This window comes from Streptomyces sp. H27-D2 (genome assembly GCF_035828615.1).
GTDB lineage: Bacteria > Actinomycetota > Actinomycetes > Streptomycetales > Streptomycetaceae > Streptomyces.
This window is the reverse complement of record NZ_JAYMZR010000099.1, coordinates 1-26,080: the sequence shown is the minus strand read 5'-3', so window position 1 is coordinate 26,080 and position 26,080 is coordinate 1. Positions and strand designations below refer to the sequence as shown.

General features: G+C 72.8%; 21 protein-coding genes and 3 pseudogenes. 12 read left to right on the top strand and 12 right to left on the bottom strand.

Annotated features, from left to right (window positions below; all coding sequences use genetic code 11):
* Positions 1 to 6 precede the first annotated feature (6 nt).
* The 6 genes and pseudogenes from QMK28_RS28345 to QMK28_RS28320 all read left to right on the top strand — a co-directional run.
* Positions 7 to 519: pseudogene (locus QMK28_RS28345) on the top strand (alanine--glyoxylate aminotransferase family protein); the annotation flags it as partial.
* 365 nt (positions 520 to 884) lie between these two features.
* Positions 885 to 1,448: a diaminobutyrate acetyltransferase gene (gene ectA / locus QMK28_RS28340; protein ID WP_326442479.1), complete on the top strand. Its 564-nt coding sequence runs from the start codon at positions 885 to 887 to the stop codon at positions 1,446 to 1,448.
* 83 nt (positions 1,449 to 1,531) lie between these two features.
* A complete protein-coding gene (gene ectB / locus QMK28_RS28335; RefSeq protein ID WP_326442478.1) occupies positions 1,532 to 2,800 on the top strand; it encodes a diaminobutyrate--2-oxoglutarate transaminase in 1,269 nt (422 codons plus the stop codon).
* 98 nt (positions 2,801 to 2,898) lie between these two features.
* Positions 2,899 to 3,303: an ectoine synthase gene (locus QMK28_RS28330; RefSeq protein WP_326442476.1), complete on the top strand. Its 405-nt coding sequence runs from the start codon at positions 2,899 to 2,901 to the stop codon at positions 3,301 to 3,303.
* Positions 3,304 to 3,363: 60 nt separating this feature from the next.
* A complete protein-coding gene (thpD, locus tag QMK28_RS28325; protein ID WP_326442475.1) occupies positions 3,364 to 4,266 on the top strand; it encodes an ectoine hydroxylase in 903 nt (300 codons plus the stop codon).
* A 122-nt stretch (positions 4,267 to 4,388) separates the two neighbouring features.
* Complete coding sequence (locus QMK28_RS28320) at positions 4,389 to 5,732, top strand: alpha/beta fold hydrolase (RefSeq protein ID WP_326442474.1); 1,344 nt, start codon at positions 4,389 to 4,391, stop codon at positions 5,730 to 5,732.
* A 77-nt stretch (positions 5,733 to 5,809) separates the two neighbouring features.
* On the opposite strand, the gene QMK28_RS28315 is transcribed toward QMK28_RS28320, so the two are convergent.
* The 4 genes from QMK28_RS28315 to QMK28_RS28300 all read right to left on the bottom strand — a co-directional run bounded on the left by QMK28_RS28315 (position 5,810) and on the right by QMK28_RS28300 (position 9,967).
* Complete coding sequence (locus tag QMK28_RS28315) at positions 5,810 to 6,853, bottom strand: aminotransferase class V-fold PLP-dependent enzyme (protein ID WP_326442473.1); 1,044 nt, start codon at positions 6,851 to 6,853, stop codon at positions 5,810 to 5,812.
* Between the two features lie 69 nt (positions 6,854 to 6,922).
* Entirely contained in the window at positions 6,923 to 7,600 is a 678-nt protein-coding gene (locus QMK28_RS28310) for a DsbA family oxidoreductase (RefSeq protein WP_326442472.1), read from the bottom strand.
* A 14-nt stretch (positions 7,601 to 7,614) separates the two neighbouring features.
* The gene (locus tag QMK28_RS28305) at positions 7,615 to 8,286 is read right to left on the bottom strand and encodes a GNAT family N-acetyltransferase (RefSeq protein WP_326442471.1); all 672 of its coding nucleotides are present in this window, start codon (positions 8,284 to 8,286) and stop codon (positions 7,615 to 7,617) included.
* Positions 8,287 to 8,434: 148 nt separating this feature from the next.
* Entirely contained in the window at positions 8,435 to 9,967 is a 1,533-nt protein-coding gene (locus tag QMK28_RS28300; protein WP_326442470.1) for an aldehyde dehydrogenase (NADP(+)), read from the bottom strand.
* Positions 9,968 to 10,101: 134 nt separating this feature from the next.
* Here QMK28_RS28300 and QMK28_RS28295 point away from each other — a divergent pair, with 134 nt between their 5' ends.
* Entirely contained in the window at positions 10,102 to 10,899 is a 798-nt protein-coding gene (locus tag QMK28_RS28295; RefSeq protein WP_326442469.1) for an IclR family transcriptional regulator, read from the top strand.
* Between the two features lie 58 nt (positions 10,900 to 10,957).
* On the opposite strand, the gene QMK28_RS28290 is transcribed toward QMK28_RS28295, so the two are convergent.
* From QMK28_RS28290 to QMK28_RS28280, 3 genes are read right to left on the bottom strand one after another with little or no spacing between them, the layout of a single operon-like run.
* Positions 10,958 to 13,093, bottom strand: coding sequence for a xanthine dehydrogenase family protein molybdopterin-binding subunit (locus tag QMK28_RS28290; RefSeq protein ID WP_326442468.1), 2,136 nt, complete (start codon positions 13,091 to 13,093; stop codon positions 10,958 to 10,960).
* A 5-nt stretch (positions 13,094 to 13,098) separates the two neighbouring features.
* Entirely contained in the window at positions 13,099 to 14,190 is a 1,092-nt protein-coding gene (locus QMK28_RS28285) for an FAD binding domain-containing protein (RefSeq protein WP_326442467.1), read from the bottom strand.
* On the bottom strand, positions 14,187 to 14,906 hold the full coding sequence (locus QMK28_RS28280; RefSeq protein WP_326442466.1) for a 2Fe-2S iron-sulfur cluster-binding protein: 720 nt from the start codon (positions 14,904 to 14,906) through the stop codon (positions 14,187 to 14,189). Before QMK28_RS28280 ends, QMK28_RS28285 begins: the two co-directional genes overlap by 4 nt.
* A gap of 166 nt (positions 14,907 to 15,072) precedes the next feature.
* On the opposite strand from QMK28_RS28280, the pseudogene QMK28_RS28275 reads away from it, so the two are divergent.
* Positions 15,073 to 15,291, top strand: a pseudogene (locus QMK28_RS28275) (penicillin-binding transpeptidase domain-containing protein); the annotation flags it as partial.
* A 208-nt stretch (positions 15,292 to 15,499) separates the two neighbouring features.
* On the opposite strand, the gene QMK28_RS28270 reads toward QMK28_RS28275, so the two are convergent.
* Positions 15,500 to 16,879 (bottom strand): hypothetical protein, encoded by a 1,380-nt coding sequence (locus QMK28_RS28270; protein WP_326442464.1) that lies wholly within the window; start codon positions 16,877 to 16,879, stop codon positions 15,500 to 15,502.
* A 69-nt stretch (positions 16,880 to 16,948) separates the two neighbouring features.
* On the bottom strand, positions 16,949 to 17,881 hold the full coding sequence (locus tag QMK28_RS28265) for a 5-dehydro-4-deoxyglucarate dehydratase (RefSeq protein ID WP_326442463.1): 933 nt from the start codon (positions 17,879 to 17,881) through the stop codon (positions 16,949 to 16,951).
* 307 nt (positions 17,882 to 18,188) lie between these two features.
* Here QMK28_RS28265 and QMK28_RS28260 point away from each other — a divergent pair, with 307 nt between their 5' ends.
* The gene (locus QMK28_RS28260; RefSeq protein ID WP_326442462.1) at positions 18,189 to 19,028 is read left to right on the top strand and encodes an NAD-dependent epimerase/dehydratase family protein; all 840 of its coding nucleotides are present in this window, start codon (positions 18,189 to 18,191) and stop codon (positions 19,026 to 19,028) included.
* A 245-nt stretch (positions 19,029 to 19,273) separates the two neighbouring features.
* Positions 19,274 to 20,482, top strand: a complete 1,209-nt coding sequence (locus tag QMK28_RS28255; RefSeq protein WP_326442480.1) for a TerD family protein — start codon at positions 19,274 to 19,276, stop codon at positions 20,480 to 20,482.
* On the opposite strand, the gene QMK28_RS28250 is transcribed toward QMK28_RS28255, so the two are convergent.
* Together QMK28_RS28250 and QMK28_RS28245 are read right to left on the bottom strand one after the other, a co-directional pair.
* The gene (locus QMK28_RS28250) at positions 20,435 to 21,505 is read right to left on the bottom strand and encodes an MsnO8 family LLM class oxidoreductase (protein WP_326442461.1); all 1,071 of its coding nucleotides are present in this window, start codon (positions 21,503 to 21,505) and stop codon (positions 20,435 to 20,437) included. The genes QMK28_RS28255 and QMK28_RS28250 overlap by 48 nt on opposite strands.
* 168 nt (positions 21,506 to 21,673) lie before the next feature.
* Entirely contained in the window at positions 21,674 to 23,137 is a 1,464-nt protein-coding gene (locus tag QMK28_RS28245; protein ID WP_326442460.1) for an alkaline phosphatase PhoX, read from the bottom strand.
* A gap of 426 nt (positions 23,138 to 23,563) precedes the next feature.
* Between QMK28_RS28245 and QMK28_RS28240 the strand changes: the two genes are divergently transcribed.
* Entirely contained in the window at positions 23,564 to 24,727 is a 1,164-nt protein-coding gene (locus QMK28_RS28240) for a hypothetical protein (protein WP_326442459.1), read from the top strand.
* A gap of 14 nt (positions 24,728 to 24,741) precedes the next feature.
* Entirely contained in the window at positions 24,742 to 25,191 is a 450-nt protein-coding gene (locus QMK28_RS28235; protein ID WP_326442458.1) for a hypothetical protein, read from the top strand.
* Between the two features lie 143 nt (positions 25,192 to 25,334).
* Here QMK28_RS28235 and QMK28_RS28230 read toward each other — a convergent pair.
* Positions 25,335 to 26,080: pseudogene (locus QMK28_RS28230) on the bottom strand (hypothetical protein); the annotation flags it as partial.

The following is a 26,080-nucleotide window of genomic DNA, read 5'->3' as shown; positions in this document are numbered from 1 at the left end:
TAGCAATCGCTGCTGGACTGGAAGGAGCGCTGGATCGACGCCGGCCGCACCGCCCTGCCGCACGCGCCCGCGCAGCTGGAGATGCTGGCGCTGGAGGCGTGCCTGGAGCGGATCGAGGCGGACGGCGCGGAGGTCGTGGCCGGCCGCCACCGGGCGGCGGCAGCCGCGGCCAGGGCGGGCGCGCTCGCGCTGGGCGGCGGGCTGGCCCCGTACGTCCGGGAGGCCGGGGACGCGGCGCCGGTGGCGACCACGCTGCGTGTCCCGGCGGACACGGACGCCTCCGGGCTGGTCGGGCGGGCGCTGGCCGCCGATCCCTCGCTGCCGCTGATCGCGGGCGGCGGGGCGCTGGCCAAGGAGATGGTCCGGATCAACCACTACGGGCCGGCCGCGAGCCTGGACGTCGTACGCGGCTGCCTGGCGGCACTGGGCGGGGCCCTGCGGGAGTCCGGCCGGGGAGCGGACCGGGAGGCCGCCGACGACGCCGCGTCCGGCGCCTGGGCCGAAGCCCTCGACCGCTGATGCCCCAAGGCTTTTCGGACTGCCCAGTTCCGTCCCGTAGTTCGCCTGCGGAGCTGAATTCTCCGTTAAACGGGAGGCGGTAATTCAGTGCAGCTTCCCGTATTCTTCTTCCCGCTTTTTTCGACCTCAAACGCCAAGATTTCGCCAGGGCCAAGTGCCACAATTCCGACAGATCTCCGGTTCGTTACGCACATGTGACACACTCCACAGTCTGTCCGTTTTGAGCCTTAATTCCGCTAGAAACCGGCACATTCAGCCGGGATTCCGCGCGCCAGTGCGTCCCCGCGCGATACCACACTGACCCCCTCCAGCGTAACCCCTTCCCCCGATGCAATTTTGATTTTCCCTCGGTAAATTCAATTCCCATGACCGCCGCACAAGCAGACCATGCACGTGCCCGTACCCAATTCCGGGAAATGCCAGAGGGGCTGAAGCTCGACACTCCGCGGGTAGAGGACGGAGCCGCGATCTGGCGCATCGCCCGCGACTCGAAGACACTCGACCTCAACTCCTCGTACAGCTACTTGCTGTGGTGCCGCGACTTCGCTGCCACCTCCGTGGTCGCACGCGGCGACGACGGTGACCCGGTCGGTTTCATCACCGGCTACATCCGTCCGGACCATCCACAGACCCTCGTCGTCTGGCAGGTCGCCGTCGACCACGCGCAACGCGGCCGAGGACTGGCCGCCGCGCTGCTCGACGGGCTGACCGCCCGGGCCACCGAAGAGCCGGGCATCGAGCGGATCGAAACCACGATCTCGCCCGACAACACCGCTTCCAACCGACTGTTCACGTCGTACGCCGAGCGGCATGGCGCGACGGTCGAAAAGGAAGTGCTCTTCGACGCCGGCCTGTTCCCCGACGGCGGCCATGAGCCAGAGGTGCTCTACCGCATCGGTCCGCTCACGGACCCCGCTCCACGGTCCTGACCGCTCAAGCCGCCTTTGCGGCAGCGTCGACCGAACCCCACACTTCATCCCGTTTCACGCCACTCATCTCCCAGGAGAATGCTGTGACCATCACCCCTCCCGCCCTGAGCGTCTTCGAGACCCTGGAGTCGGAGGTGCGCAGCTACTGCCGCGGTTGGCCTGCTGTCTTCGACCGCGCGCAGGGCAGCCGCCTCTTCGACGAGGACGGACACTCGTACCTCGACTTCTTCGCCGGCGCCGGCGCCCTCAACTACGGGCACAACAACCCGGTGCTCAAGCGCGCTCTGATCGACTACCTGGAGCGCGACGGCATCACCCACGGGCTCGACATGTCCACCGTGGCCAAGCGCGCCTTCCTGGAGACCTTCCAGAACGTCGTGCTCCGCCCGCGTGACCTCGACTACAAGGTGATGTTCCCCGGCCCGACGGGGACCAACGCCGTCGAGTCGGCCCTCAAACTGGCCCGCAAGGTCAAGGGCCGCGAGTCGATCGTCTCGTTCACCAACGCCTTCCACGGCATGTCGCTGGGCTCGCTCGCCGTCACCGGCAACGCGTTCAAGCGGGCCGGCGCCGGCATACCGCTGGTGCACGGCACCCCGATGCCGTTCGACAACTACCTCGACGGCGCGTACCCCGACTTCCTGTGGTTCGAGCGACTGCTGGAGGACCAGGGTTCGGGCCTCAACCAGCCCGCCGCCGTGATCGTCGAGACGGTGCAGGGCGAGGGCGGCGTCAACGTCGCCAGGGCCGAGTGGCTGCGCGCGCTGTCGGAGCTGTGCAAGCGGCGCGACATGCTGCTGATCGTCGACGACATCCAGATGGGCTGCGGCCGCACCGGCGCCTTCTTCTCCTTCGAGGAGGCGGGCATCACGCCGGACATCGTGACGCTGTCCAAGTCGATCGGCGGCTACGGCCTGCCGATGGCGCTCACCCTCTTCAGCCCGGAGCTGGACATCTGGGAGCCGGGCGAGCACAACGGCACCTTCCGCGGCAACAACCCCTCCTTCGTCACCGCGACCGCCGCGCTCGACACCTACTGGGCCGACGGCCAGATGGAGAAGCAGACGCTCTCCCGCGGCGAGCAGGTCGAGACCACGCTGCGCGCCATCTGCGAGGAGCACCCGACCTCGGGCGCCCAGTACCGCGGCCGCGGTCTGGTCTGGGGTCTGCAGTTCACCGACAAGACCCGCGCCTCCGCGGTGTGCGCCCGCGCCTTCGAGCTCGGACTGCTCATCGAGACGTCGGGCCCGTCGGGCGAGGTCGTCAAGATGCTGCCGGCGCTGACCATCACCGCCGACGAGCTCGACGAGGGCCTGCGCACGCTGGCCCGCGCCGTCCGCGAGACCGCATGACCGCATGACTGACCGGGACGGGCGGGTGGCCGGGCGACCGGCCGCCCGCCCGTCCCGGCAGGCACCACAAGTCACCGACAGAAGGGCAGCAACCCACCGTGATCGTCCGATCCTTCCAAGACATCGAGGGCACTGACCGCGACGTGACCGCCGAGAGCGGCACCTGGCGCAGTAAGCGCATCGTGCTCGCCAAGGAGCGTGTCGGTTTCTCGCTGCACGAGACCACGCTCTACGCGGGAACGCAGACATCGATGTGGTACGCGAATCACATCGAAGCCGTACTCTGCGTAGAAGGCGAAGCCGAGCTCACGAACGACGAGACCGGCGAGAAGCACTGGATCAGCCCCGGCACCATGTACCTCCTGGACGGGCACGAGCGCCACACGATGCGCCCCAAGACCGACTTCCGTTGCGTCTGCGTCTTCAACCCGCCGGTCACCGGCCGCGAGGACCACGACGAGAACGGCGTGTACCCGCTGCTCACCGAGCCCGCGGACAGCTAAAACCCCCTTTTGGGGGAGCGAGAAAGAGCAGGGACGTACGAGAGGAGAAGGAGCAGCAGCATGACCACCGCACCCGAGCGAACAGCTGACCTGTACCCGACGCGAGGCGCGACCGAGGTGACCACCCCGCGGCAGGACCCGGTGGTGTGGTCCGACCCGGGTGCCGCCGGACCGATCCGGCCCGCTGATCTGAGCGGCTTCGATCGGGACGGCTTCCTGACGGTGGACCAGTTGATCACTCCGGACGAGGTGACGAGCTACCGCGCCGAGCTGGAGCGGCTGACCGCCGACCCCGCGATCCGGGCCGACGAGCGCTCCATCGTCGAACCGAAGACGCAGGACATCCGGTCGGTCTTCGAGGTGCACCGGATCAGCGAGGTGTTCGCGCAGCTCGTACGCGACCCGCGGGTGGTGAACCGCGCCCGGCAGATCCTCGGCTCGGACGTCTACGTCCACCAGAGCCGGATCAACGTCAAGCCGGGCTTCGGGGCCTCCGGGTTCTACTGGCACTCGGACTTCGAGACCTGGCACGCCGAGGACGGCCTGCCGAACATGCGGACCGTGTCCGTCTCGATCGCGCTGACCGAGAACTACGCGACCAACGGCGGCTTGATGATCATGCCGGGCTCGCACCGGACGTTCCTCGGCTGCGCGGGCTCGACCCCGCGGGACAACTACAAACACTCGCTCCAGATGCAGGGCGCGGGCATCCCGTCCGACCAGGCGCTCACCGATATGTCGGAGCGGCACGGCATCAAGCTCTTCACGGGCGCGGCCGGCTCGGCGACCTGGTTCGACTGCAACTGCATGCACGGCTCGGGCGACAACATCACCCCGTATCCGCGCAGCAACGTCTTCATCGTCTTCAACAGCATGGAGAACGCCGCGGTGGATCCCTTCGCCGCACCGCTGCCCCGGCCGGAGTACATCGGCGCGCGAGCGCCCTTCACCCCGGTCAAGTAGCACCCGGCGCCCCGCTGCGGGCGTCGCTGATCGCGGGACAGCGCGCCGGCCGCCCGATCCGCTCGGGCGGCCGGGGGTCCGTCCGGACCGTCCTGTCCCGTCCGGCCAGTCTGAGGAGTCACATGCCCGTCCTGCGGCAGCCCGGCGTCGTGCTGAGCGACCATGTCATCCAGGTCCCGCTGGACCACGACGACCCGGCCGGCGAGCAGATCTCGGTGTACGCGCGAGAAGCCGTCGCCGCGGGCCGCGAGGCCGACAAGCTGCCCTGGCTGCTGTTCCTCCAGGGCGGGCCCGGCGGCAGGTCGCCGAGGCCGCTCGGCCGGGACAGCTGGCTGGTACGGGCCCTGGACGACTACCGGGTGCTGCTGCTGGACCAGCGCGGCACCGGCCGCTCCACCCCCGCGAACCGGCAGACCCTGGCGCTGCGCGGCACCCCGCAGGCGCAGGCCGACTACCTCTCGCACTTCCGCTCCGACGCGATCGTGCGGGACGCCGAGGTGTTCCGCCGCCATCTGATCGGCCGCAAGCTGCTGGGCCGGGGCGGGGACCGCAACGGGGACGGCCGGTGGAGCCTGCTCGGGCAGAGCTTCGGCGGATTCTGCGTCCTGACGTACCTCTCGCGCTTCCCCGAGGCGATCAAGGAAGCCTTCGTCACCGGCGGCCTCGCGGGGCTGCGCACCGGGCCCGAGGACGTCTACCGGGCGGCGTACCCGAGGGTCGCGCGCAAGAACGACGGCCACTACGCGCGCTATCCGCAGGACGTCGAGGCGGCCCGGCGGATCGCCGGCCACCTGCGCGAGAAGCGCGTGGAGCTACCGGACGGCGGTGTGCTCAGCGCCGAGGCGTTCCAGGCGCTCGGCCTGATGCTGGGCGCGGGCACCGGCTCGCACACCCTGCACTATCTGCTGGAGGACGCCTGGGTGACCGGCGCGGCCGGCCCCGAGCTGTCCGACGGTTTCCTCGCGGGCGTGCGCGCCGAGCTGTCCTTCGACAGCGGGCCGCTCTTCGCGCTGCTGCACGAATCGATCTACGGACAGCGGTCGGTGAGCCCTGAGGGCACCCGCTGGGCGGCCCAGCGGGTGCGCCCGGAGTTCCCCGGCTTCGACGTGGACCGGTCGCTGGCGGACGGCGCGCCGGTGCACTTCACCGGCGAGATGATCTACCCGTGGATGTTCGAGACGGACCCCGCGCTGCGCCCGCTGCGGGAGGCCGCCGAGATCCTGGCCGAGCGCAAGGACTGGCCGGACCTGTACGACCCGGCCCGGCTGGCCTCCAACGAGGTGCCGGTGGTGGCCGCCGTCTACCACGACGACATGTACGTCGACACGGCCGACTCGCTGGCGACCGCCCGCACCGTGCGCGGGCTGCGCACCTGGGTGACCGACGAGTGGGAGCACGACGGGCTGCGGGTGAGCGGCGGCCAGGTGCTGGACCGGCTGATCCGGATGGCGCGCGGCGAGGTGTGAGGACGGCGCGCGGGCTCGCCCGCGCGCCGGGCGTACGGGTGGCGCGCCGGGCGTGCGCACCGTTCGGCCGGCACCGCCTACTCGGCCAGCACCTCCAGGATGCGGTCCACGTCGGCCGACGTGTTGTAGAGGTGGACGGCCGCGCGCAGATTCCCGGCGCGCACCGAGACCCGCACGCCCGCCCGCGTCAGCCGGTCCTCGGCGTGGCCCAGGCCGGGCACCGCGACGATCGCCGATTCGCCCGGCACCGGCTCGCGCCCGAGCGCCGCGAGCCCGGTGCGGAAGCGCGCGGCCAGCCCCATGTCGTGCGCACCGATCGTCTCCGGGCCGAGCTCCTCGATCAGCGCGAGCGTGGGCTCGGCGGCGAGGTAGCCCATCGGGGCGTGGCTCTGGTCGAAGCGCCGGGCGGAGCGCGCGAGGTGTTCGACGGGGCCGTAGCAGCTCTCCCACGGGTCCTCGCCCGCCACCCAGCCCGCGAAGATCGGGGTCAGCTCCGAGCTGTCACGGGGGACGACCAGGAACGAGATGCCGCGCGGGCACAGCAGCCACTTGAAGGCGCCCACCACGGTGTAGTCGAAGTCGTCGGCGTTCAGCGGCAGCCAGCCCGCCGACTGGGTCGCGTCGACGAGCGTACGGGCCCCGTGCGCGCGGGCCGCCGCGCGGATCGCGGCGAGGTCGGCGACCCGGCCGTCCGCGGACTGGACGCTGCTGACGGCGACCATCGCGGTACCCGGCCGCACCGCCTCGGCCAGCTCATCGAGCGGGACGCTGCGCAGCTTGAGGTCGGCGCGCATCGCGAAGGGGTTGACCAGCGAACTGAAGTCGCCGTCGGCCACCAGGACCTCGGATCCGGCCGGCAGCGCGGCGGCGATCAGACCGACGTGCAGGGCGACCGAGCCGCCGAGGGCCACCCGCTGCTCGCTGACCCCGGCGAGCCGCGCGAAGGTGGCGCGGACCGCCTCCACCGCCCGGCCCCCGCCGTCGTCCGACGGCCGCCCCAGGGCCGCGTTGTCGAGTCCGGCCCGTAGGGCGGCCATGGCCCGCGCAGGGGCCAGGCCCTCGGACGCGGTGTTCAGGTACGTCGTCTGCGGCGCGAATTCAGCGCCTCCGAGGCTATCCATGCCCCCACTATGAACCGCCGCCATCTCCCCGTCCATTGCACATAATTGACGGGTATCTCCAAGCATTCCTTATGCTTGGCCGCTGACCTGCGCGCTCGCCGACGCCTCGGCGGACCGGCCCTGCCACGCCTTTTCCAGCGCCTGGGTGAATACCTCGGCGGGCTGCCCGCCGGAGACCCCGAGCCGGCGGTCCAGGACGAAGAACGGCACCCCGGTCGCGCCCAGCTCGGCGGCCTCGCGCTCATCGGCCCGTACGGCCTCGGCGTAGGCGCTCTCGTCCGCGAGCGTGCGGCGGGCCTCCTCGGCGTCGAGTCCCGCCTCGGCCGCCAGTCGCACGAGCGTGTCCGCCTCGAAGACGGACCGCTCCTCGGCGAAGTTGGCGCGGAAGACCAGGCTCAGCAGCTCGTCGTGGCGGCCTCGTGCCTTGGCGAGGTGCAGCAGCCGGTGGATGTCGAAGGTGTTGCCGTGCTCCCGGTCCGAGCGGTAGCCGAGCCCGGACGCCTGCGCGTTCTCGGCGACCCGCGCCTCCATGGCCTCGGCCTGCTCGCGCGGCACGCCGTACTTGCTCGCCAGCATGTCGAGGACGGGAGTGCGCTCGCCCTTCGCGCTCTTGGGGTCCAGCTCATAGGAGCGGTGCACGACCTCGACCTCGTCGCGGTGCCCGAAGGCCGCGAGCCCCTCCTCGAAGCGGGCCTTGCCGATGTAGCACCACGGGCAGGCGATATCGCTCCAGATCTCGACGCGCATGACCTTCTCGCTCCTCAGTTGGCTCGGTGTGCGGGGGTCTCCTCCACGCTGGGCACAACAGGAGCTGCGGACAGCGCATTCCCGCAGGCCAACGGCACCGCGAGGGTCAGCCGCAGGTGTGTGTCGTCGGGGGCCGGACGGTGCGCGGCGTCGGGCTGCCAGCCGTGCCGGGCGTAGAAGGCGCGGGCCCGCTGGTTGTGCCAGAAGACCTCCAGGTGGGCGGTGCTCCGGGAGGCCGTCTGCCAGGCGGTGACGCACGCGTCGTGCAGGCCGCTGCCGATGCCGCTCCGCCAGTGCTCGGGGTCCACGTGGAACTGGTGGAGCGTGACGTCCCGCGGAACCGTCGCCGCGGCCCTGGCGGGTGCCGCCGCAGTCCGCGCCGCCCCCCGCGGCGTACGGAAGGACGCGACCGCGGCGACCGCGCCGTCCCGGACCGCGCAGAGCACGCCGCCGTCCGGCCGCGCGAGGGCGTGCTCCCAGGCCGCGTGGCAGCGGGCCCGCTCGGCCGGGTCGTCGAGCAGGGCGTCCGGCAGCCGCCCCCGGTAGTAGCTGGTGCGCGTGCGGCTGTGCAGGTCGGCGACGGCGTCGAGGTCGGCGGGCGTCGCGGCGCGGATCACGATGCGGATCGATCCGGCCTGGTCGCTCCGCGCGGACGGCAGGCGTTCGTGGACGTTGCGCACGGCCATCGGTTCTCCCCCGCCGGCAATCGGAGACCTCGTCTCCCTTACGCAGGAGGGTACTCAGCACGCGGCGGCGCAGCCGACCCCCGGCGTCGGTCCGCCTCGACCCGACGCCGGGGGAGCTCCGGACTCCGGGGCCCGGCACGGCGTCACGTCACCCGGCCCGGCGGCCGTTCACCCGGCGCGGCAGCCGCTGCGGGTTGTCGTCGCGCAGCTCGGGCGGCAGCAGGGCGGGCGGCGTGTCCTGGTACGCGACCGGGCGCAGCCAGCGCTCGATGGCCGTCGCGCCGACCGAGGTCGAGGTGGAGGTGGAGGCCGGGTACGGGCCGCCGTGGTGCTGGGCGGGGGCGACGGCGACGCCGGTCGGCCAGCCGTTCACCAGCAGCCGTCCGGCCAGCGGGGTCAGCTCCGCGAGCAGCCGGGCGCCCCGGCCGTCCTGGCCGGCGCACTCCTCGGCGCTGAGCTGGACGGTCGCGGTGAGGTTGCCGGGCAGCGCGGCGAGGACCGCGCCGATCTGCGTCTCGTCCTCGTAGCGGGCGACGACGGTGACCGGGCCGAAGCACTCGTCCAGCAGCAGTTCGTGGTCCCCGCCGGCGGCGAGGGCCGCGGCGGGGACGGTGAGGAATCCGGCGCTCACCGTGTGCTGGCCGCCCGAGCCGGCGGTGACCGGGGTCTCGACGCCGGGCAGCGCGGCCCGCTCGGCGACGCCCGCGACGAAGGCGTCGCGCATCCGGGAGTCCAGCAGGACCCCCTGGTCGGTGTCGCTGACGGCTTCGGTGAGGGCCTTCACCAGCCGGTCGCCGGCCGCGCTCGCCGGGGCGAGGACCAGGCCGGGCTTCACGCAGAACTGGCCGACGCCCAGCGTGATCGCGCCCGCGAGTCCGACGCCGATCTGCTCGCCCCGCTCGGCGGCGGCGGCCTCGGTGACCACCACCGGGTTGAGGCTGCCCAGCTCGCCGTGGAACGGGATGGGCCGGGGGCGGGCCGCCGCCGCGTCGAAGAGCGCGCGCCCGCCGCGCACCGAACCGGTGAACCCCGCCGCGGCGACCAGCGGGTGCTTGACGAGCTCGACGCCCGCCTCGAAGCCGTGCACCAGGCCGATGACGCCCTCCGGCAGACCGGCCCGGGCGGCGGCGCGGCGCAGCAGGGCCACGCACAGCTCGGAGGTGCCGGGGTGGTCCGGGTGCGCCTTGACGACGACCGGGCAGCCCGCCGCGAGCGCGCTCGCGGTGTCGCCGCCGGGCACGGAGAACGCCAGCGGGAAGTTGCTGGCCGCGTAGACGGCCACGACACCGAGCGGCACCTTGTAGCGCCGCAGGTCGGGGCGGGGCGCCGGCTTGGCGGCGGGGTCGGCGTGGTCGACGGCGATGTCGAGGAAGGCGCCCTCGTCCACCACCTCGGCGAAGGAGCGCAGCTGGAAGGTGGTGCGGGCCAGCTCGCCGGTGAGCCGCCCCGGGCCGAGCGCGGTCTCCGCGTCGGCCGCCTCAATGACGTGCTCGCCGGCCTCGTCGAGCAGGTCCGCGGCGGTACGCAGCAGCGCGGCGCGCACGGTCCGGTCGGCGAGGGCGCCCCGGGCCGCGTGGGCGGCTCGTACCGCCTCGTCCACTTCTCGGGCGGTGGCCTCGACGGCGACTTGCTCCCGCCGCTTCCCGGTCCGGGGGTCGACGCTCCACACTGATGCTGCCACCGGGGATTCCTCCTGCTGATCGCACGCCCTGATTGCACGCCGCACCGGGAACCCAGTTCGATATACTGAACACTGTCCCTGGTGGTGAACTCTGCCGGGACTCTATTTCCGTTCGAACGAAGGGGTCAAGGGCCATGTCTGCTGCCGAAGGGGGCGCCCACGGGCGGGGAGCGGGAGACGGCGGGGCCCAGGTCAAGTCCGCGGTCCGCACCGTCGAGCTGCTGGAATTCTTCGCGGGCCGCCCCGGAATGCACAGCCTCGCCGCCGTGCAGGAGTCCGTGGGCTACCCCAAGTCCAGCCTCTACATGCTGCTGCGCACCCTGGTCGAGCTGGGCTGGGTCGAGACCGACGCGACCGGCACCCGCTACGGCATCGGCGTGCGCGCGCTGCTCGTCGGCACCTCGTACATCGACGGTGACGAGGTGGTCGCCGCCGCCAGGCCCACCCTGGACCGGCTCTCGGACGACACCACCGAGACCATCCACCTCGCCCGCCTCGACGGCACCAACGTCGTCTACCTCGCGACCCGCCAGTCCCAGCACTATCTGCGCCCCTTCACCCGGGTCGGACGCCGGCTGCCGGCCCACTCGACCTCGCTGGGCAAGGCGCTGCTCGCGACCTACAGCGACGAGCAGGTCCGCAAGATGCTGCCGCAGACGCTGTCGCCGCTGACCGAGCACACCATCACGGACCGCGAGCAGCTCATCGAGGAGCTGCACCTGATCCGCGAGCAGGGCTACGCGGTGGACCGCGAGGAGAACACGCTCGGGCTGCGCTGCTTCGGCATCGCGATCCCGTACCGCACCCCGGCGCGCGACGCGGTCAGCTGCTCGGTCCCGGTGGCCCGGCTGACCCCGGCGCACGAGCAGATGATCAAGGACACGCTCTTCGACGCCCGCGACCGCCTCACGCTGGCGACGCGCAGGCTCTGACCCGCGACCGAGGCGGCGCGGCACTCCTGAGCGGCGCTCCTCAGACGTACGGCAGCCCTCAGAGGTACGGCAGCAGCTTGTCCGGGTGGATGGGCAGGTCCCGGACCCGGACGCCGCTCGCGTGCCGGACGGCGTTGCCGATCGCCGCCGCCGTGCCGACGATGCCGATCTCGCCGATGCCCTTGCTCCCCATCGGGTTGAGGTGCGGGTCGTCCTCCTCGATCCAGTGCGCCTCGATCTCGCGCACGTCCGCACAGGCGGGGACGTGGTAGGAGGCGAGATCGCGTTCGGCGAAGTCGCCGAAGCGCGGGTCCATGGTGCTGCCCTCCAGCAGCGCCATGCCCACGCCCATCGTCATGGCGCCGATGAACTGGCTGTGCGCCGTGCGGGAGTTGAGGATGCGCCCGGCGGCGAAGACGCCGAGCAGCCGGCGGACCCGGGTCTCGCCGGTGTCGGTGTCGACCTGCACCTCGGCGAACTGCGCGCCGAAGGCGTGCCGGGCGTACGGGGACTCCGGCTCGACGTCCTCCCGGGTGTCGGCGGTGGCCGACAGACCGTCGGGCGGCAGCGTACCGCCGTGCTCGGCGACCGAGGCGCGCAGCGCGCGGCACGCCTTGTCGACCGCCCAGCCCCAAGACGCGGTCCCGGCGGAGCCGCCGGCGAGCGGTGCGGCCGGCAGGTCGCTGCGGCCGATCTCGACGCCGACCCGCTCCAGCGGGACGCCGAGCGCGTCGGCGGCGATCTGGGCGAGGACGGTACGGGCGCCGGTGCCGATGTCGGTCGCGTTGATCCGGACGCGGTAGCCGCCGGTCCGGTCGGCGTGCGCCCGCGCGGTCGAGGGCACGATGAGCACCGGGTAGGTCGAGGAGCAGACACCGCTGCCGATCAGCAGCCGGCCCTCGCGGCGGGAGCGCGGGCGGGGGTCGCGCTCCCGCCCGCGCTCGTGCCAGCCGAAGCGCCGCGCGCCCTCGCGCAGGCACTCGGCGAGGTGGCGGCTGCTGAAGGGCTTGCCGCTGTCCGGTTCGGCGGCGGTGTCATTGCGCAGCCGCAGTTCGACGGGGTCCAGGTCGAGCGCCTCGGCGAGTTCGTCCATGGCCGATTCGAGGGCGTACATCCCGGACGCCTCGCCGGGCGCGCGCATCCAGGAGGGACTGGGGACGTCCAGCGCGACGACCCGGTGGCTGGTACGGCTGTGCGGGGAGGTGTACATGACGCGGGCGGGCGCCGCCGCCTGCTCCACGAACTCCTTGACCGTCGAGGTCTGGGTGGTCACCTCGTGGGCGAGCGCGCTGATCACGCCGTCGTCCCCCGCGCCGAGCCTGACCCGCTGCACGGTCGGGGCCCGGTGGCCGACGACGGCGGCCAACTGCGCGCGGGGGAGGGAGAGTTTGACCGGGAGGCCGGTGTGCCGCGCCGCCATCGCCGCCAGCACGACGTGCGGCCGCGGGATGCCCTTGGAGCCGAAGCCGCCGCCCACGTGCTCCGAGATCACCGTGACGCTGTCCCGGTCCAGCCCGAAGAGCCCGGCCAGGGTCTCCTGGACGGTGGTGGCGCCCTGGCTGGAGTCGTGCACGGTCAGCCGGTCGCCGTCCCAGCGGGCGGTCGCCGCGTGCGGCTCCATCGGGTGGTTGTGCAGCGCCGACATCGTGTACGTCGCGTCGATCCGCACGGGCGCGGCCTCGTAGGCGGCGTCGAAGTCGCCGCGCTCGCGCCGGCCGGCCTCCCCGCCGTTGACCTCGTCCGGCTCGTACAGGCCGGGGTGCCCGGTGCGCAGGAGGACATCGTGCTCCTCCGGCGCGTACTCGACGCGCAGCGCCGCCGCCATGGCGCGCGCCGACTCCAGGGTGCGGGCGACGGTCAGCGCCACATGCCAACCGTGGTGCGGGACGCGGTCGTTCTGCAGGACCGACAGGATCGGGTCTTCGGGCTCGCCGAGGCGGGGCGCGTTCTCGTGGGTGAGCACGGCGAGCGCGCCCGGCTCGGCGAGCGCCTCGTCGGCCTTCACCGCCGTCACCCGGCCACGGGCGATCGTGGCGGGCACCGGCCAGGCGTAGACGGTGCCGGGCGGGGTGTGCTCGGCGGCGTAGCGGGCGGCGCCGGTGACCTTCAGCCGTCCTTCGAGGCGGCCCACGGGCGCGCCGAGGGCAGGTGTGGGGGCAGGGTCGGGGGGAGGGCCGGGAGTGCTCGCGCTCATGGTCGTCAGGCTCCTCGGCTGCCCGTGGCGGGATCGGTGGCGGCGGGATCGGTGGCGGTGGGGTCCTGGCCGGCGGGGGCGGAGCCGTCGGGGTGAGGGCCGTCTGGAGGGGAGCCGGCCGGGCCCGCGAGATCGGCCAGCACCCTGACGGCCAGGTTCCGGGCCAGCGGCACCTTGAAGGCGTTGTCACGCAGCGGCTCGGCCGCCGACAGTTCGAGGTCGGCCGCGCGGGCAAAGGACTCCTCGGTAGCGGGCAGTCCGCACAGCGCGTCCTCCGCCAGCCTGGCGCGCCACGGCTTGTGCGCGAGCCCGCCGAAGGCGAGGCGCACGTCGTGCACCATCCCGCCCCGTACGTCGAGCACGGCGGCGACCGAGGCGAGCGCGAAGGCGTACGAGGCGCGGTCGCGGGCCTTGCGGTAGGCGGAACGGGCCGCTACGGCGGGCGGCAGCAGGACGGCTGTGACGAGTTCGCCGTGCGCGATGACGGTGTCGCGGGCCGGTTCGCCGCCGGGCAGCCGGTGGAAGTCGACGAGGGGGACGGCCCGTTCGCCGTCCGGGCCGTGCAGTTGGACGACGGCGTCGAGGGCGGCGAGCGCGACGGCCAGGTCGGAGGGGTGGGTCGCGACGCAGTGCTCGGAGTGGCCGAGCACCGCGAGGTCGCGGTGCACCCCCTCGCGCGCCGGACAGCCGCTGCCGGGCTCGCGCTTGTTGCAGGGCTTGGCGACGTCCTGGAAGTAGAGGCAGCGGGTCCGCTGGAGCAGATTGCCGCCGGTGGTGGCCGCGTTGCGCAACTGCCCCGAGGCGCCCGCCAGCAGAGCCTGGGACAGCACGGGGTAGCGGGCGCGGACGGCGGGGTGGGCCGCGAGGTCGCTGTTGCGCACGGTCGCGCCGATGCGCAGCCCGCCGTCAGCCGTCTCCTCCACGGCCGCCAACGGCAGCCTGCTGACGTCGACGAGCCGGCCGGGAGCCTCGGCCCCCAGCTTCATGAGGTCGACGAGGTTCGTACCGCCGCCGAGGAACTTCGCGTCGGAGTGCTCGGCGAGAGCGGTGATCGCGGCGTCGACGCTCTCGGCGCGGGTGTAGGTGAAGGGTTTCACCGGGCGGCTCCCTGGGTGTCCCGCGTGGGGGGCGCGCCCGGCGCGATCGGTACGCCCGGAGCGTGCGGTGCATACCGCGCGCCCGGCGCGTCCTGTGCGGTCTGCGCCCCCGGCGTGTGCGGTGCGCTCTGCGCGCCCCGCGCGCCCCGCAGGTCCCGTACGTCCTGGATCGCGGCGACGATGTTGGCGTAGGCGCCGCAGCGGCAGATGTTGCCGCTCATCCGCTCCCGGATCTCCTCGGGCGTGAGGGGGACGGGGCTCCCCTGCGCGGCGGACGGGCCAGTGGCCGGGCCTGCGACCGGGGCGGTGACATGCGACGGGTGGCCGTCGGCGGCCTCGGCGAGGACGCCGACGGCGGAGCAGATCTGGCCGGGCGTGCAGTAGCCGCACTGGAAGCCGTCACGGTCGAGGAACGCCTGCTGGACGGGGTGCAGCCGGTCCCCGTCGGCCAGCCCCTCGACCGTGGTGATCTCCGCGCCGTCGTACGCGACGGCGAACAGCAGACAGCTGTTGGTCCGGCGGCCGTCCACGAGGACGGTGCACGCACCGCACTGACCGTGGTCGCAGCCCTTCTTGGAGCCGGTGAGATCCAGCCGCTCACGCAGCGCGTCGAGCACGGTCGTCCGGTTGTCCAGGGTCAGCCGGTGCGGGGCCCCGTTGACGTGCAGGGTGACCGTCGAAGCGGGAGGTGGATCCTGAGCGGTGTGCGGTGCCACGCTGCCAAGCCTTTCGCTGTGGTCCCAGTCGTTCCGGGTGACCGGGTACCCCGGATGTCTCAGGTGTCCCGTCCGGCACCGTGGTCGAATCCCCGAGTCGCCCGGGATGAAACCTGCGGGGCACCGCGCTGCACCCGTTCGGCGCAGGGACCGCAGGGGCCGCGTGGAGGTCGGCGGCAAGACCGGCACCGCGCAGAACGCCGTCGAGAACAGCAAGAAGCCGTACGCGTGGTTCATCTCCTACGCGAAGGACGGCGACGGCAAGCAGGTCGCGGTCGCGGTGGTCGTCGAGGACTCCGCCGCCACCCGCGCCGAAATCAGCGGCAACGGGCTGGCGGCGCCGGTCGCGACGGCGATGATGCGGGAGGCTCTCGGCCGGAAGTAGTCGTGGTGACCGCAGTGGTTGACCTGGTGTGCCGGTGGACGGTGTCCTCAATCGCCCTGGGGCGCTTCCCGGCCGAAGGCTGGGGGAGATTGAGGACAGCTCCGGCCGAGGGCCGAGGGCCGGGGGCCGGGGGCCGGGGAGAGCTGAATTCAGCCGGTGGGAGCACCTCGGGGCGGAGTCCGAGGGAGGACGGACAGGGGTCGGCCGCTCAGCCGAGCGCTGCCCGCACGGCCCGCAGGTCCCCGTCGGATGCCAATCCCGCGTGGTAGAGGCGGATTTCGGTCGCGCCAAGACCCCCCGCGTGCGCCGCGTCATCGGCCAACGTTCCGGGGCTGCCGCCCATGCCGGAGACGATGTTGAAGTTGGCCGCGAGCGTGCCGGATTCGGCCTGGTGTGGGGTGAACGGCCGGATCACGCCCGCCCGTTCGGCCGCGCCGTCGGCGCCGCCCGGGCAGGGCAGCACGACTCCGTCGGCGTGCGCGAGCACCTCCACGGCCTCGACGCCGGCGTTGGCGCCGCAGCGGTGCGGGGCGGGGTCGGCGTGCAGCAGCACCCGGAATCCGGGCGCGGCCCCGCCGATAGGCGCGGCCCCGCCGATAGGCGCGGCCCCGCCGATAGGCGCGGCCCCGCCGATAGGCGCGGCCCCGCCGATAGGCGCGGCCCCGCCGATAGGCGCGGCCCCGCCGATGGGTCCGGCCCCGCCGATGGGTCCGGCTCCCCCGCCCGGCTCGCCGCCGCTCCCCGCCGCCGCCCGCGCCCGTACCGCCGCGACCGCCTCCCGCTGAAGGCGGCGGGCCGCCCCGGCGCGCCAGCGAAGCGTGGCCGAGGCGAGGTCCGCGCCGAGCAGCTTCTCGACCTCGGCCCACTCCCCCGCCCGGTCCCCGGCGACGGCTTGCGGCGCGCCGGACCACAGCGGCCCGAGGGCCCGTACGACCGTCGCGGCCAGTTCCTCCGGGTCGGCGCCCGCCGAGGCGTACCCGTCCCGGCAGACCTCGCAGAAGCACAGCGACATCAGATACTGGCCCGCGCCGCCGAGCGGCACCCCGCCGATCTTGTCGTGCGCGTGCAGATGCGCCATGCCGTACCAGCCGCAGGACTCCAGCTCGGCGCCGCTCGTATCGGGCCGTACGGCGGCTTCGGCGGCCAGCGAGACGGCGTAGCCGCGCACCTCGGGCCGGGCCACGCAGGGGGCCCACGGGTAGCGGTCCCCGTAGGCGTTGCGCACCGAGATCTGCGGATGCTCGGCGCCGAGGCGGGAGTTGTGGGCGAGCACGACCCAGGAGTGGACGTCGAGCCCCGCCTCGGTGAGCGCGCGGGCGGCCTCGCCGTACGGGTCGGGGCCCGCTGCCCAGGACTGCTCGTACGGCCGCAGGTCCCGCCCGTCCCAGCGCGCGGCGTCGGGCGGGTAGAGCACGGCGGCGTGCTCGGCGGTGACGATCCGGCGGCTGGGGTGGCGCGGGGTCAGCGCGCGGGTGGAGTGGTAGGCGGCGGCGAGGGTGACCTGCTGGACGCCGAGGTCGACGAGCCGGCGCGGGGCGTCCGGGTCGCCGACGACGTCCCAGGGGTAGAGGAAGGCGGATGCGCGCATGTCGGCTCCTCGGGGGCCAGGAGGGAGGGGGCGACGGAAGGGCGGGCGGAGGGGCGGGGCTCCGGCCGGTCAGCCGCCCGTGATCAGCGCCTGGCCGCGCGCGATCAGCTCGGCCAGCTCCTTCACATGGGCCGGGCTCGGCTCGGTGAGCGGCGGGCGGACCTCGCCGACGTCGAGGCCACCCAGCCGTACGCCCGCCTTGACCAGCGATACGGCATAGCCCCGGCCCTGGTTGCGCAGCTCGACGAGCGGGCCGTAGAAGCCGTCGAGCAGCCGGTTGACGGTGTGGTCGTCGCCGGAGTGCAGCGCCTGGTGGAAGGCGAGGGCGATGTCGGGGGCGAAGCAGAAGACGGCCGAGGAGTAGAGCAGCACTCCGATGCCCCGGTAGGCGAGGCCGGTGAGTTCGGCGGTGGGCAGGCCATTGAAGTAGCGGAAGTCGCTGTCCGGCAGCGCGGTGCGCACCGCGCCCACGATGCGCTGCATCAGGTCGAGGTCGCCGAGGCCGTCCTTGAGCCCGATGACGTTGGGGACTCGGGCCAGTTCCACGACGGTGGCCGGGGTGAAGACCGCGTTGTCGCGCTGGTAGACGATCACTTCAAGGCCGGTTCCGGCGGCGAGGGCGGAGTAGTGCCGCAGCAGCCCTTCCTGGTCGGCGACGACGAGGTACGGCGGCATCGCGAGCAGCCCGTCGGCGCCCGCCTCCTCCGCGAGCCGCCCGAACTCGACGGCGAGGGCCGTGCCGTATCCGGTACCAGCGATGACGGGGACCCGTCCGTCGGCCTCCGCGACGGCGGCGGCGACGCAGTCGCGGAACTCCGCCGGGGTGAGCGCGTGGAACTCGCCGGTGCCGCAGCACGCGAAGACCGCGCCCGCGCCGGCGTCGATCCCCCGGCGGACATGGGCGCGGAAGACTTCGAGGTCGAGCGCACCGTCCGGCCCGTACGCGGTCACGGGAAAGAACAGCAAGCCGTCGAGGCGGTCGGCGAGTGAGGCTGAGGTCACGTGCTCTCCCTGGGGTGTGCGCCGACATGCCGCCGCCCGATCGCACGTGCATGTTTCTGATCGGCGTCCATATTTATGAACGCGGCCACGCTAAAGCAGCGCCGCCGCGCCGGTCAAGACGAAGAACCGCCACGTGAAAACAGATTCCGGGAGTCCGACTCAGCCCTTGACGGCCTTGACGGGATTCCATAATCTGTCCATGGATGTGAACTTAATCCATGGATGAGATTCTTACCGGGACCTCCCGGGACCGCGCGAGACCGCCCGGGACTTGCCGAGACTCCCTGACTCCTGAGGAGATCCGCTGATGGCCGCTCCCCGCACCGTCCTGCTCACCGGCGCGGCCGGCGGCCTGGGCACCCTGATGCGCGGACTACTGCCCGCGTACGGCTACGAGCTGCGGCTGCTGGACATGGTCGCGATCGAGGGCGAGCCGGACGCGATCAAGGCCGACCTCGCCGACGCGGAGGCGCTGCGCGAGGCCGTGCGCGGCGTCGACGCGATCATCCACCTCGCGGGCATCTCGCTGGAATCCTCCTTCGACAAGCTCCTGCGGGCCAACATCCAGGGAACGTACAACCTCTACGAGGCCGCGCGCGCGGAGGGCGTGCGACGCGTCGTCTCCGCCTCCAGCAACCACGTGGTGGGCTTCACCCCGCGCCCCATCGGCGCCGGCGGCCCCACCGATCCCACGATCGACGCCGCGTCCCTCATCCCGATCGGCACCCCGCGCCGCCCCGACACCTTCTACGGCCTCTCCAAGTGCTTCGGCGAGGACCTGGCGTCCCTCTACTGGGACCTGCACGGCATCGAGACGGTCTCCATCCGCATCGGCTCCTGCTTCCCCGAGCCGGCCACGGTGCGCATGCTCTCGGTCTGGCTGAGCCCCGCCGACGGCGCCCGCATCCTGCACGCCGCGCTCACCGCCGAGGACGTCGAGCACTCGGTCGTGTACGGCAGTTCGGCCAACACGCGCCTGTGGTGGGACCTGTCCGGCGCGCGGGCCCTGGGCTACGAACCGCAGGACGACTCGGAGCCGTACGCCGCCCGCCTCATCGCCGAACAGGGCGAACTGGACCCGGCCGACCCGGCCCACGCGAACCTCGGCGGGGCGTTCTGCACGGATCCGCCTGTGTGGCCGCACTGACGCGCCGGCGCGGTGACCGCAGTGAGTCATAACGGGTCCGCCCGGCAGATGGGTGTCCTCAAACGCTGGGGGCACCTCCCGGCCGAAGGTTGGGGGAAGGCTGAAGTCAGGCCCCGCCTCCGCCCGCTCCACCGCCGCTCGGCCCGGCCGGCGGCCGGAAGGGGCCCGGATGGCCGGTCACCAGGGTCATCGGCGGGTAATGGAACCGCAAAGCGGGGTCGTTCGTTACCCCGGACATGACCGCTATGACACCCGGCTCGAATATCCCGCTCTCCGCCCCGCGCGTGGCGGTGGACGTCAGCGCCCCCGTGCGGCTCGACGTGTCGGGCCTGCTGCTCACCGCCGAGGGCAAGGTGCGCTCGGACGACGACTTCGTCTTCTACAACCAGCCCGACGGACCGGGCGTGACGCACCGCGCAGGCGGCGGCTCGGGCCCGGACTCCATCACCGTGGACACCGGCGCCGTGCCGCCCGGCATCGAGAAGATCGTGGTGACCGCGAGCCTCGACGCGGGCGCGACCTTCGCCGGCACCGAGCCCACGGCGACGATCCGCAACGCGGACGACGGAACCGTGCTCGCCAGCTTCACCCCGCCGAAGCTCGGCGCCGAGACCGCACTGGTCACCGTCGAGGTCTACCGGCGCAACGGCGTCTGGAAGGTCCGCGCGGTCGGCCAGGGCTACTCGAACGGGCTGGCCGGGATCGCCACCGACTTCGGGGTGAGCGTGGAGGAGCCCGCCGCCCCCGCGCCGGCTCCCGTCCCCGCACCGGCTCCCGCCCCCGCCGCTCCGCAGGCTCCGCCCGCGCCCGTACCCGCTGCCGCGCCCATGGCTCCCGCGCCGCCCGCCGCCCCTGCGGCTCCCGCGCCCGGCGCCGGGAAGATCAACCTGGACAAGGGCCGGGTGAACCTCCAGAAGAACCAGACGGTCTCGCTGGTCAAGGGCGGCAAGCCGCTGCTGTCCTCGGTGCGGATGGGCCTCGGCTGGGAGCCCGCCTTCCGGGGCAAGGACATCGACCTCGACGCCTCGGTCATCGCCTACGGCCCGAACCGCAAGAAGATCGACTCCTGCTACTTCGGCAAGCTCGCCATCCTCAACGGCACCATCCAGCACTCCGGCGACAACCTCACCGGTGAGGGCGGCGGCGACGACGAGTCCATCACCGTGCACCTCGGCGGCCTGCCGGCGGAGGTCACCGGGCTGGTCTTCACCGTCAACTCCTTCTCCGGGCAGAAGTTCACCGACGTCGCCAAGGCCTACTGCCGGCTGCTCGACGCGGGCAGCGGCGAGGAACTGGTGCGCTTCGACCTGACCTCCTCCGAGGCGCGCACCGGCGTGCTGATGGCGAAGTTCGTCCGGCAGTTCTCCGGCGAGTGGGAGATGACGGCGCTGGGCGAGTACGTCGACTCACGCACCGTGCGCGGCATGGTCAAGCCGGGGTCCCAGATCCTCTGACGGCGTGTCCCGCGGCAGCAGGCGGGCGAGACGGCGGTAGGAGTCCAGCAGCAGCGCGCGATCGTATGTGCTGGTGGTGACCAGGACCTCGTCGGCGGCGCTGCGTTCGATCAGAGCATCGAGCGCGGCGCCGACCTCGTCCTCCGTGCCGTGGATGTGCCCGTTCTGCGCTTCCTCGAAGAGGGCGCGCTCCTTCGCGGTCATGGACAGCGAGCTGATCTCCCGCACCGGAAGGAGCGGCGGGAACACCCCGTGCGTCCGGGAGTAGGCGCTCGACCACGCCTCGGGCAGCAGAAGCTGCCGGGCCTCCTCGGCGGTCCGTCCGACGGCGACCGTGCCGGAGACCACGACGTAGGGCCGCTGCGCGGGCGACCAGAGCGAGGGCCGGAAGTCCGCGCGGTAGCGGTCGATGGCGCGCAGCATCGCCTCCTCGCCCCGTACGGCCGCGATCACCAGCGGCAGCCCGAGCGCGGCGGCGTGCGCCGCCCCCGCGCCGGTGGCCAGCACGAACGCGGCCACCCGCAGCCCCTCGGCCGGCTGCGCGTGCACCTCCGGATGGACCGGGTGCTCCCCGCTGAAGTAGCCCAGCAGCTCGGCGAGCTGCCCGGCGAAGTCCTCGGCGTCGTCCTTGCCCCGGCCGAGCGCCCGCCGGATTCCGTCCGTGAAGCCGACGCACCGTCCCAGGCCCATGTCGATCCGGCCGGGAAAGAGCGACTCCAGCACCCCGAACTGCTCGGCCACCACCAGCGGCTGGTGATTGGGCAGCATCACCCCGCCGGTGCCGACGCGGATCCGCGAGGTCGCGGCGGCGACGGCCGCCGCGAGCACGGTGGGGGCCGATCCCGCGACCCCGGGCACGCTGTGGTGCTCGGAGACCCAGAACCGGTGGTAGCCCAGCTCCTCGATTTGCCGCGCGAACCGTACGGTGTCGCGCAGCGCCTGCGCGGGCTGCCGGCCCTGCCGGGTGCGGGAGCGGTCCAGGACGGAGAACCGGGGGCGGGTCGGCTGTATCGCTGAGGTCACCTTCGCCTCAACATCGCCGAGCGCTCAGGATTCCCGGCGGCCCGCCCTCGGCTCCCGTCGGCCGGCAGCCCACCGCCGGCCGGCGGCACTCCACCGGGCGACCGGCCCAGCCGCGGCAGGAGCCGCCGGCCGGCCGCGACACCCGGTCCGGGGGCAAGTCAGCTCGGGTCAGCGGCGGTGTCCCTGCCGCTTCCACGGTCCGGTGATCGCCAGCATGATGCCGGGATCCTGGATATTGGCGAAGAGGGTGTCCCCGTCCGGGGAGAAGACGACCCCGGTGAACTCGCTGAACGTCGGCTTCTGCTCGGTGCCGATGTTCAGCTCGTTGCGCGCGATCGGGTACGTACGGCCGTCGTCCACCGCCCCGAAGAGGTGCTGGACGCCCTCGCCGTCCTCGGCGATGATCAGCCCGCCGTACGGCGAGACGGTGATGTTGTCCGGGCCGTCGAAGGCGCCGTCCCGCTCCGGGTCCTTGTTGACGCCGAGCAGTACCTTGAGCGTCAGGGTGCGCCGCTTGGGGTCGTAGAACCAGACCTGGCCGTCGTGCGCGACCGGGCTCTCGCCGCGGGCGAAGGAGGCGACGACGTACGCGCCGCCGTCGCCCCACCACAGACCTTCGAGCTTGCGGGCGCGGGTGACCTCGGTGTCCTTGAACTGCTTGCGCACGGACACCGACCTGGCGTCCCGGTCCGGCACCTCGACCCAGTCCACGCCGTAGACCGTGCCGGTCCGGGTGGCGCGGGAGAGGTCGTCGACGAACCGGCCGCCGGAGTCGAAGCACTTGAACGCCTGGAGCACGCCCGCGTCGGCGGCGGCCTTCTTCAGCTCGCCGCGCCCGTGCTTGAAGCCGTGCGGCGGCACCCAGCGGTAGAGCAGCCCGTTGGGCTTGTCGGCGTCCTCGGTCAGGTAGAGGTGGCCGCGCTTGGGGTCGACGACGACCGCCTCGTGCGCGTACCGCCCGAGCGCCTTGATCGGCTGCGGGGCGCGGTTGGCCCTGCGGTCGTAGGGGTCGACCTCGAAGACATAGCCGTGGTCCTTGGTCATGCCGTTCCGGCCGGCCTGGTCCTCGGTCTCCTCGCAGGTCAGCCAGGTGCCCCAGGGGGTGCGCCCGCCCGCGCAGTTGGTGGCCGTACCGGCTATGCCGACCCACTCGGCGACATGGCCGCCGTGCTGGGAGACCTCGACGACCGTGCAGCCGCCGGAGGCCGCCGGGTCGTAGACGAGGCCCTCGGTGAGCGGCACCGGGTGCGGCCAGTCGGCGCGCGGCCCCTTCAGCTCATGGTTGTTGACGAGCAGCGTGACGCCGCGCGGCCCCTCGAAGGTGGCCGTGCCGTCGTGGTTGGACGGGGTGGACTCGCCCGACTCCAGCTTGGTCACCCCGGTGCGCGTGATGACGCGGTACGAGAAGCCCGCGGGCAGCGCGAGGAGGCCCTTCGGGTCGGGCAGCAGCGGACCGTAGCCGAGCCGGTGGTGGCCGCTGTGCTCCCCGTCGGGGCCGCCGAGCGGTTCGGCCCCCGGCTCAGCGGCGAGCGCGCCGGGCGCGCTCGCCAGTACGCCGACGCTGCCGGCCAGCGCGACGCCCGCGCCGGTGTACGCGGATCGCTGCACGAAGTCTCTGCGAGTGAGCGGCATCTTGTCTCCTGGGTGGCCGGGTCCGACGCTGGGCTGCGGCGCTCACCCTCGCGCGCTTCGCCGAACGGCAGTTGAACACCGACCGACTTCCGGCCCTCATTTGGCCCGGCGGCAAAAAATCATGGCAATGAAGGTCATCGACGGCAATCGGCCGGTATACCCATGATTCCCCGCAGAACGTCTTGACCGCCGACCTGAGCGGCAATAGACAGGCCCTACCTGCATCACCCGTCAGGAGAACGCGGACCCCTCGGTCGTACGCCCGTACACCATTCTTCGCACCGGGGCCCGCCGACTCCACCGAGCCGGCCGTAAGAGCCGGTCTGCGCACTGTGCACGTGGTCCGCCCCACCGCCGGCCGTACGGGTACCTTCACCCGGCGGCCCCGCGCCGCGCGGACCCCGACCAGGGAAGAGGTGGTCTGGCGTGAGCCGGCCCGAGATGATGCGAGGACCCACCGGCGGTCAGGTCCGTGACACCTCCCGCCAACAGGCGATTTCCGACTTCCTGCGGCCCCAGAACCCGCTCGCCAACGTCGTCGGCTTCGGCCATGGCGTGAAGTGGACGGACGGGGAGCCCACCGGTGAGGAAGCCGTACTGATCTTCGTGACCCAGAAGGTCCCGGAGTCGATGCTGCCCGAGCGGGACGTCGTCCCGCGCACGATGGACGACGGCACCCCGACCGACGTGGTCGCGGTCGGCCACGTCTCCGCCCAGGCCCAGCAGCGCCAGCAGCGGCCGGGCGGCCGCCGCGAGGAGCAGCAGGGCTCGTACCGCGGCGGCGACCTCGGCGCCGAATCGCTCTCCCAGCTGTCGCAGCCGATGCTCGAAGAGCTCGGCCGGCTGGGCGCGTTCGAGCCGCAGCTGCTCAAGCGCAGGATGCGCCCGTGCCCGTCCGGCTTCTCGGTCGGGAACGTACGGGTCACCGCGGGCACCCTGGGCAGCGTGGTCTACGACTTCCTGCCCGGCGCCTCCGCGGACCCGCCCGGGGCCGGCCTCGGCACCCCGGCGCGGTTCTACATCCTGAGCAACAACCACGTGCTCGCCGACTCCAACCGGGCCCCGGCGGGCAGCGCGATCGTGCAGCCCGGCGTCTTCGACGGCGGCAGCGACCCGGCGGACCGGATCGCCACGCTGGACCGGTTCATCCCCATCCAGTTCGCCCCGCAGATCCCGCTGGAGCAGCACAACAACATCGTGGACTGCGCGCTCGGGACCGTGGAGTTCCAGGACGCCACCCGCGAGCAGTACTTCAGCGGCGCGCCGCGCGCCTGGCGGCGCAAGGCCAATGTCGCGGTCGGCGACCTGGTCAAGAAGACCGGCCGGACGACCAACATCAGCTTCGGCCGGGTCATCGCGGTCGACGCGACGATCGACGTCAACTACGGCACCGCGGGCACCGCGCGGTTCAAGGACCAGATCCTCACCACGAACATCTCGGCCGGCGGCGACTCCGGCTCGCTGGTGACCTCGCAGGACGACGTCGCGCTCGGGCTGCTCTTCGCGGGCTCCCAAGTGGTGACCATCGTCAACCACATCGAGAACGTCCGCGCGCTGCTGCGGGTGGAGATCGCCGAGCTGCTGGCCTGAGTGGAGGGAAAGCCATGACGCAGGCTGCACAGAAGAAGAAGGGCGAGGCCCGCGCGGAGCACCGTTTCATCAACCCGCGGGGCGCCGAGGTCAAGACGCGCGACGAGGCGTTCGCCTCGACGCACGCGGACGCCGCTCCGCAGGCCCTCGAAACCCAGTGCAAGCTGGAACTGCACAACGGCGCGGTCACCTTCGGCATCGAGGTGAAGTACGACCCCAACACCTACCCGCACGTGGTGACCGGCGGAAAGATCACCTCCGGCATCTGCGGCGCGCCGTGGGACATCACCGGCGGCTCCATCGGCGAGCAGATCAGGCTCGACGCGAAGCGGTCCGGGCAGGGCTCGTGCGCCAACTCCATCACCATCGTCGGCGAGTACCAGAACCCGCCGGCCTACCGGGGCACGTACGGCTTCAACGGGGCGTCGTCCTCGTTCAAGCACACGACGCGCTACGAGTGCTGACGCGCCGTTGAACAGTCCGCGAGAGGGCGGGCCGGTGGCCGGTGGACGCGCGCTCCGCCTGGCGCCGGCCGGCGAGGCGGCCGGCGCCTGACGCCCGAGGGCGTTCAGGCGTCGGCCGTCGGCGGCCGCTGCTTGCGGCCGCCTCAGCCGCGCGACCGCGCCTTGAAGGCGGCCTTGCGTGCCTCCTTGGCCATCTTCTTGTCCGGATGCAGCTGCCCCATCGCGTCCAGGACGTCCGCGGTGGCCGGGTGGTCCACCCGCCAGGCCGTATCGAAGAAGCCGCTGTGCTGACCGACCAGCCCCTCCACCAGGTTCCGCAGCTCCTCGGAGTCCTCGACGCCGCCCACCGCGCCGAGCTGCGCGGCGATGGTGTCGACGGTCAGCCAGAAGACCATGGTCTCCGAGGGCTCCGGCACCTCCGACGCCCCGTGCTCGGCCAGCCAGACCCGGGCGAGCCCGCCGAGGTGCGCGTCGTCGAGCACCTCGCGCAGCGCGGGCTCGGCCTCCATGCCGACCAGCGCGAGGGTCTGCTGACAGGCGAGCCGCCGCAGCGGCGCGCTCTGGTCGTCGCCGCGGGCGGCGGCCAGGAGTGCGCGGGCCGCGTCGCCGGGCGTACGGCCGGCGAGCCACAGCTCGGCCTCGGCGCGCGCGGCGCTCTCCGGGTGTCCGGGCAGCAGGTCGAGGAGCCCGTCCGCGCCCGTGTCGGCGAGGTCGCCGTCGGCCGGGGCGTCCACGCCCGCGTCGAGCATCCTGGCGCGCACGCCGTAGACGCCGAGCGGGGTGAGCTTGACCATGCCGTAGCGCGAGACGTCCTCCTCGTCGAGCGCCCCGCCGCCGGGGCCGGCGGTGTAGCCGCTCGCCTCGCCGTCGCCGTCGACCTCCTCGATGA

Bases quoted from the DNA above. Each gene is read 5' to 3' on its own strand.
- QMK28_RS28260 (WP_326442462.1), top strand. From the start codon at position 18,189: ATGGCCGCTCCCCGCACCGTCCTGCTCACCGGCGCGGCCGGCGGCCTG.
- QMK28_RS28320 (WP_326442474.1), top strand. From the start codon at position 4,389: ATGCCCGTCCTGCGGCAGCCCGGCGTCGTGCTGAGCGACCATGTCATC.
- QMK28_RS28270 (WP_326442464.1), bottom strand. From the start codon at position 16,879: ATGCGCGCATCCGCCTTCCTCTACCCCTGGGACGTCGTCGGCGACCCG.
- QMK28_RS28255 (WP_326442480.1), top strand. From the start codon at position 19,274: ATGACACCCGGCTCGAATATCCCGCTCTCCGCCCCGCGCGTGGCGGTG.
- ectA (WP_326442479.1), top strand. From the start codon at position 885: ATGACCGCCGCACAAGCAGACCATGCACGTGCCCGTACCCAATTCCGG.
- QMK28_RS28235 (WP_326442458.1), top strand. From the start codon at position 24,742: ATGACGCAGGCTGCACAGAAGAAGAAGGGCGAGGCCCGCGCGGAGCAC.
- QMK28_RS28245 (WP_326442460.1), bottom strand. From the start codon at position 23,137: ATGCCGCTCACTCGCAGAGACTTCGTGCAGCGATCCGCGTACACCGGC.
- QMK28_RS28315 (WP_326442473.1), bottom strand. From the start codon at position 6,853: ATGGATAGCCTCGGAGGCGCTGAATTCGCGCCGCAGACGACGTACCTG.
- thpD (WP_326442475.1), top strand. From the start codon at position 3,364: ATGACCACCGCACCCGAGCGAACAGCTGACCTGTACCCGACGCGAGGC.
- QMK28_RS28310 (WP_326442472.1), bottom strand. From the start codon at position 7,600: ATGCGCGTCGAGATCTGGAGCGATATCGCCTGCCCGTGGTGCTACATC.
- QMK28_RS28295 (WP_326442469.1), top strand. From the start codon at position 10,102: ATGTCTGCTGCCGAAGGGGGCGCCCACGGGCGGGGAGCGGGAGACGGC.
- QMK28_RS28290 (WP_326442468.1), bottom strand. From the start codon at position 13,093: ATGAGCGCGAGCACTCCCGGCCCTCCCCCCGACCCTGCCCCCACACCT.
- QMK28_RS28305 (WP_326442471.1), bottom strand. From the start codon at position 8,286: ATGGCCGTGCGCAACGTCCACGAACGCCTGCCGTCCGCGCGGAGCGAC.